Here is a 14,791-nt window from a genome sequence, read left to right on the forward strand (position 1 = left end):
TCTCCAAGTTCAGATGAAGGCGGGCCGGCCTCACAAGGCCGACCGCCGCGCTCCTAGCGGGTCAGGTCGTACGAATAGTCCGTCACACCCGGCTCGCTCGTCTCGCGATCGAGCTTGTCGAAGATCTTGTCGAGGATCGTCGTCAGGACGCGCAGGCCGCCCTGGTAGCCCATGAGCGGGAAACGGTGGTGATGGTGCCGGTCGAATATCGGAAAGGTCAGCCGGATCAATGGGGTGCCGGTGTCGCGCTCGAGATACTTGCCATAGGAATTGCCGATCATAAGATCAACCGGCTCGGTAAAGAGCAGCGAGCGCAACGCCCACAGGTCCTTGCCCGCCCAGACCTGGGCATCCTGGCCGAAGGGCGAGGATGCGAGCAACGCCTTCATCTCGGCTTCCCAGGCCGGCGTGCCGTTGGTAGCAAGGCAGTGGGTCGGCTCACCGCCGGTTTCCAAGACGAACCGGGCAACGGCGTAGACGAAGTCAGGATCGCCGTAGATCGCGTATTTCTTCCCGTGCAGCCAGGCCTGACTATCTGCCATAGCGTCGACGAGACGGCCGCGTTCCAGGCCGATTGCCGGAGGAATTTCCTTGCCGGTAATCTCCGAGACCTTCATCAGGAATTCGTCGGTCGCCTGGACACCCAGCGGATAATGGAACGAGGCCGTAGCCTGACCGACCTCCTTGCAATATTCCAGCGTCTTGCGCGTGTTATAGTGCTGCAGCGACAGGGTCGCTTCGGCATTCAACGCCGTTTTCAAGTCCTCGATCTTCGTGCCGCCGTCATACATGCGGTACGTACCGTCAGACGGCGTGTCGAACTGGTCGGAGGCATCCTGGATGAAGATGTAGGATACGCCCATCATGTCGAGCAGGCGCTTCAGTTCGCGGTTGTTGCCGACGCAGAAGCCGTCGAAGCCGGGAATGATGTTGATGGCTTGAGCAACCTCCTTCCGCTCGTTGCCTTTCCAGAAGTTCTCCAGAATGCCCTTGATCATGCCGTCATAGCCATCGACGTGGCTGCCGACGAAGGCAGGCGTGTGGGCGAAAGGAACATCGAAGTCGTGCGGGACCGACCCTTCGTTCTTTGCGTTTTCGATGAAGCCGTGGAGGTCGTCTCCAATGACTTCGGCCATGCAGGTGGTCGAGACGGCGATCATCTTCGGATCGTAGAGCTTGTATGTATTGGCGAGCCCGTCGACCATGTTCTTCAACCCGCCGAACACCGCCGCGTCCTCCGTCATCGAGGACGAGACCGCCGATGAAGGCTCCTTGAAGTGACGCGACAGATGCGAACGGTAATAGGCGACGCAGCCCTGGCTGCCATGGACGAAGGACATCGTTTGCTCAAAGCCTGCGGCTGCGAAGACGGCACCGAGCGGCTGGCAGGCTTTGGCCGGGTTCACGACCAGGGCTTCGCGGCCCAGGTTCTTTTCGCGATACTCCCAGGTCTTCGTGAAGTCGTTTTGATCGGCAACGACCTGATCCGGGTGGGGGCATTCGAAATTGGCTTTCTTCTCGGCGAGCATCTGCCTGTATTCCGGCTCGCGGAACAGGGGAGCATGGTCGAGAACTTTTTCCGCCGACTGCGGCATAGTAAGCACCTTTCTTTTCATCGCGCCGCACCGGTGGCGGCAATGGGATGTCATCTGTCACGAGTGCGGATCAAGTCCGATGGGAAGAGCCTGGCCTGCCCCTTCCCAAGACAGGCCAGGCTCTCATTCGGCCGCAACCGCCTCAGCTGGCGCGGCCTCTTTTTTCCAGGGGACGTCGTAGAGATCCCACACCGGATTATTGATGGCCAGATCCATGTCGCGGGCGAATATGGCGAAGCCGTCATAGCCGTGATACGGGCCGGAATAATCCCAGGAGTGCATCTGGCGGAAGGGGATGCCCATCTTCTGCACCGGATACTTCTCTTTAATACCGGACCCAACAAGGTCGGGGCGGATGCCTTCGATGAACTTTTCCAGCTCGTAACCGGTCACGTCGTCATAGATCAGCGTACCCTTGTTCACATAATGGCCGGTGCGCTGATAGTCGTCGTTGTGGGCGAACTCGTAGCCGGTGCCGACGATCCGCATGCCGAGGTCCTCATAGGCCGTGATGACGTGGCGAGGACGCAGGCCGCCGACATAGAGCATCACCGTCTTGCCTTCGAGGCGCGGCCGGTACTTATCGACGACAGCATCGACCAGGGGCCGGTACTTGGTGATGACAGCCTCGGTCTTGTCGACGATTTCCGGACCGAAGTGCTTGGCTATTTCGCGCAGGGAGGTTTCGATCTGGGACGGACCAAAGAAATTGTATTCCATCCACGGGATGCCGTATTTTTCCTCCATGTGCCGACAGATGTAGTTCATCGAGCGGTAGCAGTGGATGAGGTTCAGCTTGGCCTTTGGCGCGCGCTCGACCTCAGCGAGCGTGGCATCACCCGACCAGTTGCCGACCACGCGCAGCCCCACCTCCTCCAATAGAATGCGCGTAGCCCACGCGTCGCCACCGATATTGTAGTCGCCGACGACGTTGACATCGTAAGGGCCGGTCTCAAACTCGACTTCGTTCTTGTCGAAAACCCAGTCACGGATGGCGTCGTTGGCGATGTGGTGGCCGAGCGATTGCGAGACGCCGCGGAAGCCCTCGCAGCGCACCGGCACGATCGTCTTTTCGTGCTCCTTGGCCTTCTTGCGCGACACCGCCTCAATGTCGTCGCCAATCAGCCCGATCGGGCATTCCGACTGCACGCTGATGCCGTTGTTGAGGGGGAAAAGCTCCTCGATCTCGTCGATGACCTGTTCAAGCTTCTTGTCGCCGCCGAACACGATGTCCTTTTCCTGGAAGTCTGAGGTGAACTGCAGCGTCACGAACGTGTCGATGCCCGTCAGGCCGACGTAGTAGTTGCGGCGTTGCGACCAGGAATAATGACCGCAACCGACCGGCCCGTGCGAGATGTGGACCATGTCCTTGACCGGCCCCCATACCACGCCTTTGGAACCGGCATAGGCGCAGCCGCGGATCGTCATCACGCCCGGAATGGACTTGATGTTCGATTTGACGTCGCATTCGGAAAGGGCCTTCGGCTCATCGCCAGGCTCGTCGCCGCTCGTTGCGACGCTGAGGTGCTTCTTGCGGCGCTTCGCCGCCTTGTCTGGATATTGCGCTAATACTTCCGCAATGAGCTGTTCATGCAAAACGCTGTCATTCTCGTAATCAAGGCTCATGGGCCCCTGCCCCCTTTCAAGGTTCGGGTTAGGTCGTCGTCGCCGAAGCGGCTTTCTTGGAAGGACGCGCTGGCGCAAGGGCCAGCGCGTCCTGTCGACAGCGGCAGTTATTGAGCCGCAACCACCGCTGACTCCTTGGCCTGTAGTTCGGCCAGCATCTGCTCGTCGCTCTTCATGATGCCGAAGTCGAGCAGCATGTCTTCGAGCTCTTCCATGGTAATCGGGGTCGGAATGGTCCCTTGGCCCGAATTGGCATGGATCTTCTCGGCTAGCGCCCGATATTCCCCGGCCTGCTTGGAGTCCGGCGCGTACTGGATCACCGTCATCTTCCTGAGCTCGGCGTGCTGGACGATGTTGTCACGCGGCACAAAGTGGATGAGCTTGGAATTGAGCCTGGCAGCCAGCGCCTCGGAGAGGTCGAGCTCGCGGTCCGTCTGGCGCTCGTTACAGATCAGGCCGCCGAGCCGCACGCCGCCGGAATGGGCATATTTCAGGATGCCCTTGGCGATGTTGTTGGCGGCATAGAGCGCCATCATCTCGCCGGACATCACGATGTAGATCTCCTGGGCCTTGTTCTCACGGATCGGCATCGCGAAGCCACCGCACACCACATCGCCGAGCACGTCATAGGAGACGTAGTCGACATCGTCATAAGCACCGTTCTCTTCGAGGAAATTGATCGAGGTGATGACGCCGCGCCCGGCGCAGCCGACGCCCGGTTCCGGACCGCCGGACTCCACGCACTTGATGCCTTTGTAGCCGGCCTTGAGCACGTCCTCGAGCTCAAGGTCTTCCACCGAACCTTCCTGCGCCGCCAGATGAAGAACCGTGTCCTGTGCTTTGGCGTTCAGGATCAGCCGGGTGGAGTCGGCTTTCGGGTCGCATCCGACGATCAGGATCTTCTGCCCGAGGTCGACAAGCGCTGCGAGCGTATTTTGGGAGGTGGTGGACTTGCCGATCCCCCCTTTGCCGTAAAATGCGATTTGACGCAAATCTGACATATCGCCTTCCTTCTTTCGTTCCATCCATCGCTGAGTAAAAGGCAGGCAGCTCGCGCCGCCTCGCATGGCAATCTTCAAAACCCGTGCCATGTGGGCCGATCGAGCCAAAGGAAAGATCTTTTTGTTGGGTTTCAGAAAGTTACTCCGAACCACCACAGGAAACTGCCAAACAAACCTAATGTCGCCGATCAGACAAAGCCGACAGACGGTGTCGTGATGGCATCACTTGCACCGCTAGGTCGACCGCGACTATCAGCAGGACAACGGATCCGAAAACTGGAGACAATCGCACCCAGCTCCCAATCGAAAAATGTTGAAGCTTTCGATCCTGACCTGCCGCTGACGGCGATTAGAGCCTCGGCGGTCTTGAACCGCTCCCAAACGTTGGACCACCGGATGCTAGAGTTTTCCGGCTTCATTCAGGGAGGCGGGCTGGTTGCGCCTCCCGAATTCACCAACGAGATCGGCGCCTTGTTGCCGATCGCACCATGAGGTCTTTCCTCATTGTAGTATCTACGCCAATCCTCCATCTTTTCGCGGGCATCCGCAAGGGTCAGGAACCAATGCTGGTTCAGGCATTCTGCACGGAAGCGGCCATTGAACGCTTCGATGAAAGCATTATCAGTCGGCTTTGAACTCAATCAGAATGTTCGTGATTTGATGGATGTTGCGCGGTCCCGTCTTGAAGACACCAAGGGCGAACTCGATGAAGCCCTCGGCCGAACCGGAATAGGTCCCGTGATTGTCACGTGCATCGGGCCAGTAGGAACTGCGCAGCGCCCTTTCATCGGCGCGGTCTATCCCGCGGCAATACCGATAGAGGCAGTCGCGGAGCGCCTCGCGGTCGAGCAATTCGGTAATTTTTTTGTGTTTCATCGCTTGTCGCACATCTGATATCGGGGCGCTTACCCATCCAGTGACGCAGCCAGCTTTCAACTGCTCGGCTGACGTAAGGAAAAACCCTCCCTCTGCTTAGGCATGCATGTAAACAACTGCCCTTAGAAGTAGACATCAATGGGAGAGCTGCGGGTAAGGTGTTTGGACAGCGACGGCGCCGTCATGCACCAGTTGCGTTGCGTTTCAACCCCCACAATGTTGGTTGAACAAAAGGCGATCGAGCAACGCATCCGAAACGCAATCTATCTCCAGCGCACGTTCAGGGCAGGATCGAGCGCCTCGCGACGCGAACAGTTCGTCCCTCTCCTCGACATCGATTGCACCGGGCAGTATGTATCCCTCGTCGTCAAGATTGAATATTTCGGGCGCTTGGGCCCAGCATCTTGCATGACCTTGGCATTTGGAAGTGTGCACTATGACGCGCATACGGTACTCCATGTCTTTCCTCCTCTCAATTATCAGGACCAGTCCAGGATCAGATTCTCCATTCCAAACACGTGGCCCCCATAGGTGATGGGCGCCGTACCATCCTTGATACGGAAGTCAGGGATGCGCGACAGCCACTCCTCCAGGCCGATGACGATCTCTCGCCGGGCAAGGTGTGATCCAAGACAGCGATGGGGACCGTACGCAAAAGCGGTGTGGCGATTGTCTTCTCGTGCCAAATCGATCGTGTTCGGATTTTCGAATTCCACCGGATCACGATTGGCAATCATCGTGGCGCAGGAAATGTAGTCCCCCTTACGGATCGGCGCGCCTTCGAAATTGATATCTTTCGTCGCCACACGGATCATCTGCACGGTCGAATAGGCGCGAAGCAGTTCTTCGGCTGCGAGCACAATTCGATCCGGTTTGCTCCGCAGCAATTCCTGTTCTGTCGGATTGCGCGCGAGATAGGCCAGGTCAAAGCCGATCGCCGTTGCCACGGTGTCCAGTCCCGCGACGAATAGAAGCACGCCTATTCCATGGATTTCCTGGTCTCTCAACAGGCGGCCGTCGACCTTTGCCTGCACGACGAAGGTCATGAAATCGTCGGCCGGTTCTTTGCGGCGCATCGCTGCAAGTTCATCGATGAACGCCAAAATTGTTCGGGCGGCTGCGGTTCGTCTGATGCCGTCGCCGTGGAGCAGGTCCTTCCCCCAGCCCACGAATGTATTGAGGCGCTCATCGGATAAGCCGAGCAAACGGAGGAAGATACTAACCGCAAAAGGAAAGGCGAAGTCCGTCAAGATGTCGCAGCTTGTGCTCGACGCGGAAATCTTGGAAATCAACGCAATCGCCCGATCACGGACCGCCGGTTCAAGCTCCATTATCCGCCTGGGCGAAAGCAGCGGATTGAGAAGTGAGCGAAACACGCTGTGAGCCGGGGGGTCGAGTTCAAGCGGGATCAGCGGCCAGTTTTCGCCAAGCGCCGAGGCGAAAAGGCTCCGATGGCTGGAAAAGGTTCCGGTGTCCTGCAGCAATTTGCGTTGGTCCTGAGCGCGAACGATGACCCAGGTACCTCGGCCATCGCGCGTATTGCAGGGAGAATAAAAGATTCTCGGTCCATTATGGAGGCAAGCGACAGCTGCGTGCGGATCCCCATTTGGCATGCGCTCCATGCCGGGCGACGTGAACAGGCTGAAGTCCTTCACCATTTCGGGAGGGACATGTTCTGGAACCCTAATGGTAGCCACTGCTTTTCTCCTGTCATCAAAGCCCCTTCGCCGAGAACGAATTCTCCTCGGAGAGGGAGCGAGCAAAATCGTTGAGCGCCAGATTTCCAATCTCAGCAGCGCGAGGCGCCAATGACATGCGATGCAGCGATCAGATCGCCGTGCGGCTCGAAATCCACGCTGCTTTGTTGGCCGAAGTCGAAATTTCTTGGATGCCTCGCCCGCCCTTCCGGTCGACATCGGATTTTCACGGGTACCTCTCTTCCGGTAAATGCGTTCTGAGCACAGATGCATTTTGATTTCCTCCGCTCCATGGCGGTCACCAAAGAAACCGGCCGACAGTCCTTGCCGCCCCGCAAGAAGAACTTCAAAGTTCATGCCAATTTGATTGATTTGGCCGGAAAGAAATTTTTCAATTGCCTTTCAGCGCTTTGGCTCAAGGCAGAACTAAAGATTGGCTGATCAAGGCCGTGTCGCGTATCTAACAAAACCCGACATCAGGTGCCGGATGCCATCTATTCAGGTGCGACTTTTTTCCAGCCACCACAGCCGGGGGCCAGAGACAGCGCGACGAGTAACGAATGTCCTGATGTACTGCGATGCAGTGGGATAGCTTGAGGGTGGGTAGCTTTGAATTGTGGCATCGAGCTAGCGGCGGAATTCCGGGAACAGCTCGAAGCGTGCTACTCCTTTGTCCTGAATGTCAGTTCTACCAGCCCGACGACACCACCCTAAGAGTCGGCGGCAATCTGCCGATTGGGTGTTGCCTGACAGCAATGGGTATGGTGGCCTACCGTCCGCCGAGACGGAAGGCGATGGCCGCAGAAAGCCCGCTCAAGCGGCGGGCCGAAAATGCCGTCCGAAACAAATCCACAAACTACCCTGCCTGGCACGGCAAGAGCGTGGGTACGGAGATTTGATCTGGATCAAATCGCAATCCCGATGAAATTGATAGCCATCAAAGACGCGCTGGAAGAAATAGGGATAGCCGAAGTCGCAACGGCCGCGTGGTCGTCTCGGGCATGTCCGGCATAGGCGGTTTTCGAAGGGATCAGGACATGGACGTCGCACGCAGTGAGGTTCTCGTGATTGGCACTTCCGTCGCTTGCCGTTCCTGCCAGGCGCGGCACGGCGTCGTTTGCGGCGCCTTGTCGGCTGGCCAGCTTAGCGAACTTGGCCGCCACTCGCTGCGCCGCAAGGTCGACGCAGGCTGCGAGATCATTGCACAAGGATCGGAAAACTCTTTCTATTCGAACATCACGCGCGGCGTGGTGAAGCTCTGCAAGGTGATGTCGGACGGGCGCCAGCAGATCGTTGGCCTGCAATTCGCCCCCGATTTCGTCGGCCGCCCCTTCGTGCGCGAAAGCACGCTGTCGGCCGAGGCCGCGACCGATGCGGAGATCTGCGTGTTCCCCCGCAATTTGCTCGAACGCATGATATTGGAGACTAGGGAATTGCAGCGTAGCCTGCACGCTCAGGCGCTGAACGAGCTGGATGCCGCGCGCGAATGGATGCTGACGCTCGGCCGGCGGACCGCCGAGGAGAAGGTCGCAAGCCTGCTCCACCTCATTGCCGCCCACGCCGAGACGGCGACGAGCACTGCCATCGATCTGCCGCTATCGCGTGCCGAGATTGCCGACTTTCTCGGGCTGACGATCGAAACCGTCAGCCGCCAGTTGACCCGGCTTCGCAAAGAGGGCGTCATCCGCATCGAGAACATCCGGCATATCACCGTGCCCGACATGGATGCGCTCGCAAAGAAAATCAGCGGGTAATTACCACCCGCGTATTGGAAAGGCCAGCCTGGCGCGCCAGCGTAAAGAACTAGGCGGCATTGTCGGGATGCAGACGGACGTGCCGGGCGCTACCACATCGAGCATTCCGGGCGAGAAAACTTCTAGTCCCGGAGCCGCCGGCTTGCAGCTCGGGATAGCCGCCGGGCAGGTGGGTGGCGTCGCCATCGGCGCCGGGCGCCCAGCAGGTCGCCAGCGAGCTGAGCGGTGAGCGGTGAGAGGAACAAAATATCAGCTCCGCGGCGACGTCAGCCGAGCAACAAATGCTCGTAGGCCAAAGGCTACATAGCGCGACCCGGGTGCCGGTCGGCATCAGCCGATCGATATTGGCGGCTGCGAGCTCTTCACGCCCCCAACCTGCGGATATCCGCCATCGTCGTCTTCTGTGACGAAATTATCGCAGCCGTTTGCGTTTCACCATTTTTCGATGCGCGGTCCGAGCCTGGCGCCCCCTTTTTGTCGGACCTCAAACTTTCTTGTGCAGTTTCAAACAAGAAAACGTGCGCGGGTAGACATACGCACGAGCAGAACCTCAAACCTCGTGACCCGCGCCTTCCCGCCGCGACCGGACTGGCGGGCAGTATGCTAAGGTTCTAAAAGGCGGCAGAGAAACCTTGATCGAGATGCGGTCGGAAGTAGCCGAAACAGCGCCCGGCCGTCAGCGCGGCACAACGGCTTCACAATTCGCTCGCCCGCACGAGCAGCGCACGAGTGCGGCGACGAAGGCCCTGTGCTGACCGCAAGTCCATCTCCTTCAGGCCAAATGGCATGACGCTTGCTTGCCCTGGCGTGTGGGCCGAGGTCGGATTCGTGTTAGCCGTGACTGAGAGGCCGCAAATAAATTTTCCTAGAGGAGCTTCATTGATGACCATGGAAAAGCAGGTCCCTATTGTCACCTTTCGCACGCGGGTTCGCGACGAGTCTATATCCGGTCCCAACCCCTACCGCTGGGAAGACAAGACGACCGACGACTATTTCAGCGGTAAGCGGGTAATCCTTTTTTCGCTGCCGGGCGCCTTCACGCCAATCTGCTCCACCTTCCAACTGCCTGATTTCGAAAGTCTTTATGTCGAGTTTAAGAAGAATGGCATTGACGACATCTACTGTCTCTCCGTCAACGATGCCTTCGTCATGAATGCTTGGGGCAAGTCTCAGGGGTTGAAAAATGTCAAGCTTATCCCGGACGGTTCGGGAGAATTCACTCGGAAAATGGGTATGCTCGTCGCCAAGGACAATCTCGGTTTCGGTCTGCGCTCCTGGCGCTACGCTGCCGTGATCAATAATGGCGTCGTGGAGGGGTGGTTCGAGGAAGAAGGCTTTGGCGACAACTGCGCGACCGATCCGTATGGCGTTTCTTCGCCGCAAAACATTTTGAAATGCCTTAAGGCCCCAGCCTTCGTATGAGCATTGAAGCCAACGACCAGCAGCTACGACTTGTCGTGCACACCTGCGCCGAATGATAGGAGTTTTGCTCGAACCATGAAGTCCTTTACAAGCCTTCATCAGCGTCAGCAGCAATCGCTGGTTATTACGCCCCAGCTCATCGCGTCTATTCGCTTGCTGCAGCTGGCGCACACCGAACTGAATCAGTTCGTGGAACAGGAAATCGAGAAGAACCCATTTCTCGACCTGGCGTCGAATGACGGCGGGGCTTCTGGCGTATCGCCAACTGCGGCGGATGATCCAAATATCAGCGCACGCGAAGACCACGTTGATGGACCGGCCAGGACGGACATGCCTGAGCTGTCTAGTCCCTGGAAATCAATCCGTGACACAGGCAACCTTTCGCCGGGGGAAAGGCCTTCCCTGGATGAGTTCGCCGCCTCAACTGAGACATTGCACGAACATGTCGCCCATCAGATCGCCCTCACTGCCTTCACACCCCAGGAGCGGCTGATTGCTGGCGCGCTTGCCGACCATCTGGATGACACTGGGTATCTGCAAGTGAACCTTCTGGAGCTAGCAGAGAGGCTAAATAGCCCTGAGGCTGGAGTGAAGCGGGTTCTTGAGGCTTTGCAGCTATTTGACCCGCCGGGCATATTTGCGCGAAGTCTGGGCGAATGCCTCGAGATTCAGTTGCGCCAACGAGACCGGTTCGACCCGGCCATGGCAGCTCTGGTCGCAAATCTCGAGTTGCTTGCGCGACGCGATTTTCGAGCACTGAAGCGACGTTGCCGGGTCGATGAAGACGACCTTCTCGATATGTTGAACGAAATTCGTGCACTTGACCCAAAGCCTGGAAACCAGTTCCAGTCCGCAAGGTCGGAATCCATCATACCCGACGTCTTCGTCCTACCCTCGCCGGGAGGCGGATGGCACGTCGAGCTTAATCGGGAGATTTTGCCCAAGGTACTGATCAACCAAACCTATTTTGCGCAAGTTACTCGCCTAACCGCCCAAAGCTCGAAAGATCAGTCATTCCTGAACGAATGCTTCCAGAGCGCGAGCTGGTTGGTTCGGAGTCTCGATCAGCGCGCCACGACGATCCTTAAGGTGGCGACCGAAATCGTGCGCCACCAGGATGTCTTTTTGGAAGATGGCATTGCTCATCTTCGCCCTCTCAATCTTAAGACCATCGCTGACGCGATCGACATGCACGAGTCCACTGTAAGTCGGGTAACGTCGAACAAATACATTCTCACGCCCCGCGGCGTGTTCGAGCTCAAGTATTTTTTCACCGTCGCGATCCCGTCCTCACAAGGCGGTGACGCGCACTCGGCCGAAGCTGTGCGCCATCAGATAAGGGCACTTATTGCCGCAGAGACGCTCCATGATGTGCTGTCCGACGATGGCATCGTTGCCAAGCTCAAGGAAACAGGCGTCGACATTGCTCGCCGCACAGTCGCCAAATATCGCGAGGCGATGAACATCCCCTCGTCCGCGCAACGCCGGCGGGAGAAACGGTTTGTACTGGCGGCCGCGGAGGGATAAGTCCTTTGTACCGTAGGTGATGCCCTTTTCCCAAAAACCGCGGAACTGAGGCACATGTGACATTGTGCTTAGTCCTCTCCATGGAGGATCGACTTCATATGGGCTGGCGACCGCAGCCTCGTCACGGGAGCTTCAAAAGTTGTTCCGGCCGCTTAAGCTGACGTTCCAGAAAAGATTAGATGTCTGTTCCATAGCCCAAGCGCTTAGGGGCTAAGCGGTTAATCACGAAAACTCGTGCAGAATTTTTATGTCGCGCAAGCGACAAATCTAGAAGCAGTTGTCGCCTCCCATTCATTTTCGCCGAACCGCTGGGATTTCGGTGCGGCGGCAACGAGAGCCTCAACCGAAAATGATAGACGGAGATACGCGGGCAGACGTTCTGGAGTTGGCGCGCTTTCGAGATCTCCGATGTTCGACGACGCAGGAATACAACACGCGGGCTGATCGAACTCTTGGCCTTCCTCACCGCTTGGCACGACGCATGCACGGTAATCCGAAAATGCGCCATCGAACAAAAAGGAATCATCCCATGATCAAGCTCACAGAGAATGCCGCCGCCATCATGAACGTAACGCTTTCCCGAGCCGAGCAGGCGGAAGGCTTTCGCATCGCGGTCGAGGCAGGTGGATGCGCCGGCTACAAATACCTGGTGGGGCTAGAAAGCGTCCAGGGCCAGGGCGACGCGGTGATCGAAACAAATGGGGTCAAGGTGTTCGTTGACGCAGACTCGCAAGCACACATCAACGGCATGACGATCGACTTCGTGACGGGACCAGAAACCTCCGGTTTTGTCTTCGACAATCCCAATGCGCACCAGAACTGCACTTGCGGCAAATCCTTCGGCTGATCACCGAGAAAGCGAGAGAGCCATGCGGAATTATTGCGAAAAGGTCATGGTTTCCTTTTTCAATCCGAAGAACGACGGCGTGCAGGAAAATCCCCTCAGCGAGACCGGGGCAGTTTCCTACGGTAGAGGGCCTGAATTGATAATTGGAGTCGATCCAACGGTGGAAGCGTTTCTGGTGACGCCGTCGTCCTTGCGTTCCAACCCAGCGACCGCCTTCTCGCCAGCGCTGGCCGAACTCATAACCCTAAAGCCCGCCGAAGCGCCTCAAACCGTCCGTCAGGAGACAGCAGGCTTTTTAAGCGGTTTGCTGCCGGAGAGAAAGGTCTGCTCATCAACGGATTATCCTGAGGCAGCAAAATTTTTTGGCGGGCATCCGGGCCAGGATTCCAAAGGAGACGCCCCCTCTGCAAGCAGTTCCGCGCCGAGGAAAGGTGAGCGAAGACGCGTGCGTGTCAAGAGGCTTGATTTCATGACCAAGTCGCTCACTTCGCTAGATCTGGCAGTAGACGGACGACACTCGTTCAAGCCGTCGAAGACGTGTCAGCGGTTTATACAATACTGGTCGTCGAAAGCCTCGTTCCGGCAGAGGAGGACGATCAGACCGTCACAACAGAAATCTGAGGCCTGGAGAAATTGGCAGGGTCGAAATGGATGTTGTAGCCGGCAATCGCGTAGGACAGGGTCTAAAAATCGCCGCAGCCTGCAACAGTTCAGTTCTCAGCGACAAGCTAAGCTGGCGACCCATCTAGTTAAGCAGCCGCGGCGAATCCAACCGTTGGAAAAGGCGCGAGCGCACAACGTTCTTCCCTTCCTACTGATGGCGGCTATGCGACGTTATCGATGCCAACAAGATCGCGTGACGCGCCATCGCACGACTCCACCCCGCGCTGCTTGCCCGAGGCTATCAAACAACAGCATGTGCAAGACGCCGCAGCATTGTCACCGCTTCCCCTCAGTCGAGATCCACCCATGAGAGCGATCTATCTCGACAATAATGCAACGACCAGAGTCGATCCTGAAGTGGTTGAAGCCATGCTGCCGTTCTTTGCGGATCAGTTTGGAAACCCTTCGTCGACGCACGCTTTTGGCTCCTCCATCCGCGAGGCGGTGAGGAAGGCGCGCCGGCAATTGCAAGCGCTGATCGGCGCCGAGTTCGATCATGAGATCGTGTTCACCTCGGGGGGGACGGAAAGCGACAATGCGGCGATCCTTTCGGCGCTGGAGGTGATGCCTGAGCGCACAGAGATCGTGACTTCCGCAGTCGAGCATTCAGCGGTGCTGACACTCTGCGGCCATCTGGAGAAGACGCGCGGCATTAAGGTACACAGGATCCCAGTGGATCGACATGGACGTCTCGATCTTGACGCCTATGAGACCGCCCTCACTCATCGTGTAGCGATTGCTTCGATCATGTGGGCGAACAACGAGACGGGAACCATTTTCCCGGTCGCTAAGCTTGCCGAGATGGCCAAGAGAATCGGTGCACTTTTCCACACCGACGCGGTCCAGGCGGTCGGCAAGGTTCCAATGGACCTCCAACCTACTGCAATCGACATGCTTTCGTTGTCCGGACACAAATTCCATGGACCAAAAGGCATTGGTGCACTCTATCTCAGGCGGGGCTTATCTTTCTCCTCACTGATCAAGGGAGGTCATCAGGAGCGCGACCGACGCGCAGGGACAGAAAATACGGCCGGGATTGTCGGTTTAGGCAAGGCTGCCGAACTCGCCCTGAAATCAATAGACGACGAGAGCACCCGATTAAAGTCGCTCCGAGATCGATTGGAGAACGGCATTGTCCAGCGTGTTCCAGGCGCCTTCGTAACCGGCGATAGGCTTAAGAGGTTGCCGAACACGGCGAACATCGCCTTTCAACGTGTCGAAGGAGACAGTATGCTCCTTCTTCTCAACCGCTATGGCATCGCCTGCTCTTCCGGCTCTGCTTGCTCCTCCGGTTCGCTGGAGCCGAGCCATGTCTTGAGGGCAATGGATATCCCTCATGCTATGGCGCACGGAACAATCCGCTTCTCGTTCTCGCGCGATAACTGTGACGAGGATGTCGACCGGGTGCTCGAAGTTTTACCGGGCATCGTTGAAAGGCTCCGGAGCCAATGCCGTTCCGGCCACGTGGCCGACACGAGCAGCCGGGTTCGTTCAGGGGAGTAGGAGCAGGCACGCTCATGAAACGGCAATTCCTTTTCACCGATACGACCTGCATGACGGCACCGGCATCGTATGAACGATCAGGTAAAAGCCGGGGCTCTCAGTCACATAGATCGCCGGTTCACCGCCCATGCGTGTTCGTGGAGGGGGCCCAGCGCCATATCATCTTAATCAATCTCTCGACACCATCGGTGGATCGCATCCGACCACCAGCCTATGCCGACTCCAGTTGCAACGCGACTGCCTTGCGCCTAGCCGCGTCGAACCACGCATTCCGTACGTT

Annotated in this window: 11 protein-coding genes and 3 pseudogenes; 6 read left to right on the forward strand and 8 right to left on the reverse strand. The window is 57.6% G+C overall.

Annotated elements, in window-relative coordinates:
* Positions 1-53: 53 nt before the first annotated feature.
* From nifK to AMK00_RS23995, 7 genes and pseudogenes are all read right to left on the reverse strand, one after another.
* Complete coding sequence (nifK, locus tag AMK00_RS23965) at positions 54-1,595, reverse strand: nitrogenase molybdenum-iron protein subunit beta (RefSeq protein ID WP_012489545.1); 1,542 nt, start codon at positions 1,593-1,595, stop codon at positions 54-56.
* Between the two features lie 123 nt (positions 1,596-1,718).
* The gene (nifD, locus tag AMK00_RS23970) at positions 1,719-3,221 is read right to left on the reverse strand and encodes a nitrogenase molybdenum-iron protein alpha chain (protein ID WP_010023084.1); all 1,503 of its coding nucleotides are present in this window, start codon (positions 3,219-3,221) and stop codon (positions 1,719-1,721) included.
* Between the two features lie 107 nt (positions 3,222-3,328).
* Complete coding sequence (gene nifH / locus AMK00_RS23975; protein ID WP_004675840.1) at positions 3,329-4,222, reverse strand: nitrogenase iron protein; 894 nt, start codon at positions 4,220-4,222, stop codon at positions 3,329-3,331.
* A 419-nt stretch (positions 4,223-4,641) separates the two neighbouring features.
* Positions 4,642-4,854 (reverse strand): annotated as a pseudogene (locus AMK00_RS23980) (integrase core domain-containing protein); the annotation flags it as partial.
* A 1-nt stretch (position 4,855) separates the two neighbouring features.
* Positions 4,856-5,098, reverse strand: a pseudogene (locus AMK00_RS23985) (nuclear transport factor 2 family protein); the annotation flags it as partial.
* Between the two features lie 204 nt (positions 5,099-5,302).
* Complete coding sequence (locus tag AMK00_RS23990) at positions 5,303-5,557, reverse strand: ferredoxin (protein ID WP_004678571.1); 255 nt, start codon at positions 5,555-5,557, stop codon at positions 5,303-5,305.
* Positions 5,558-5,577: 20 nt separating this feature from the next.
* A complete protein-coding gene (locus AMK00_RS23995; protein WP_010009913.1) occupies positions 5,578-6,756 on the reverse strand; it encodes a cytochrome P450 in 1,179 nt (392 codons plus the stop codon).
* 306 nt (positions 6,757-7,062) lie between these two features.
* On the opposite strand from AMK00_RS23995, the gene AMK00_RS32715 reads away from it, so the two are divergent.
* Positions 7,063-7,236 (forward strand): hypothetical protein, encoded by a 174-nt coding sequence (locus AMK00_RS32715; protein ID WP_010009909.1) that lies wholly within the window; start codon positions 7,063-7,065, stop codon positions 7,234-7,236.
* Between the two features lie 596 nt (positions 7,237-7,832).
* Positions 7,833-8,549 carry a Crp/Fnr family transcriptional regulator gene (locus tag AMK00_RS24000; protein WP_064812017.1) on the forward strand — a complete coding sequence of 239 codons (717 nt, stop codon included), beginning with the start codon at positions 7,833-7,835 and terminating at the stop codon, positions 8,547-8,549.
* Here the strand turns inward: AMK00_RS24000 and AMK00_RS32210 are convergent.
* Positions 8,539-8,628 (reverse strand): annotated as a pseudogene (locus AMK00_RS32210) (L,D-transpeptidase); the annotation flags it as partial. The gene AMK00_RS24000 and the pseudogene AMK00_RS32210 overlap by 11 nt on opposite strands.
* A gap of 803 nt (positions 8,629-9,431) precedes the next feature.
* Between AMK00_RS32210 and AMK00_RS24005 the strand changes: the two are divergent.
* The 4 genes from AMK00_RS24005 to nifS all read left to right on the forward strand — a co-directional run bounded on the left by AMK00_RS24005 (position 9,432) and on the right by nifS (position 14,511).
* A complete protein-coding gene (locus AMK00_RS24005; protein WP_004678566.1) occupies positions 9,432-9,971 on the forward strand; it encodes a peroxiredoxin in 540 nt (179 codons plus the stop codon).
* A 75-nt stretch (positions 9,972-10,046) separates the two neighbouring features.
* Positions 10,047-11,498 (forward strand): RNA polymerase factor sigma-54, encoded by a 1,452-nt coding sequence (gene rpoN / locus AMK00_RS24010; protein WP_011053429.1) that lies wholly within the window; start codon positions 10,047-10,049, stop codon positions 11,496-11,498.
* 529 nt (positions 11,499-12,027) lie between these two features.
* Positions 12,028-12,345, forward strand: coding sequence for a HesB/IscA family protein (locus tag AMK00_RS24015; RefSeq protein WP_009995752.1), 318 nt, complete (start codon positions 12,028-12,030; stop codon positions 12,343-12,345).
* A 969-nt stretch (positions 12,346-13,314) separates the two neighbouring features.
* On the forward strand, positions 13,315-14,511 hold the full coding sequence (gene nifS / locus AMK00_RS24020) for a cysteine desulfurase NifS (protein ID WP_012489549.1): 1,197 nt from the start codon (positions 13,315-13,317) through the stop codon (positions 14,509-14,511).
* Positions 14,512-14,791 lie beyond the last annotated feature (280 nt).

The sequence above is a fragment of the Rhizobium sp. N621 genome (genome assembly GCF_001664325.1).
GTDB classification, from domain to species: Bacteria; Pseudomonadota; Alphaproteobacteria; order Rhizobiales; family Rhizobiaceae; genus Rhizobium; species Rhizobium esperanzae.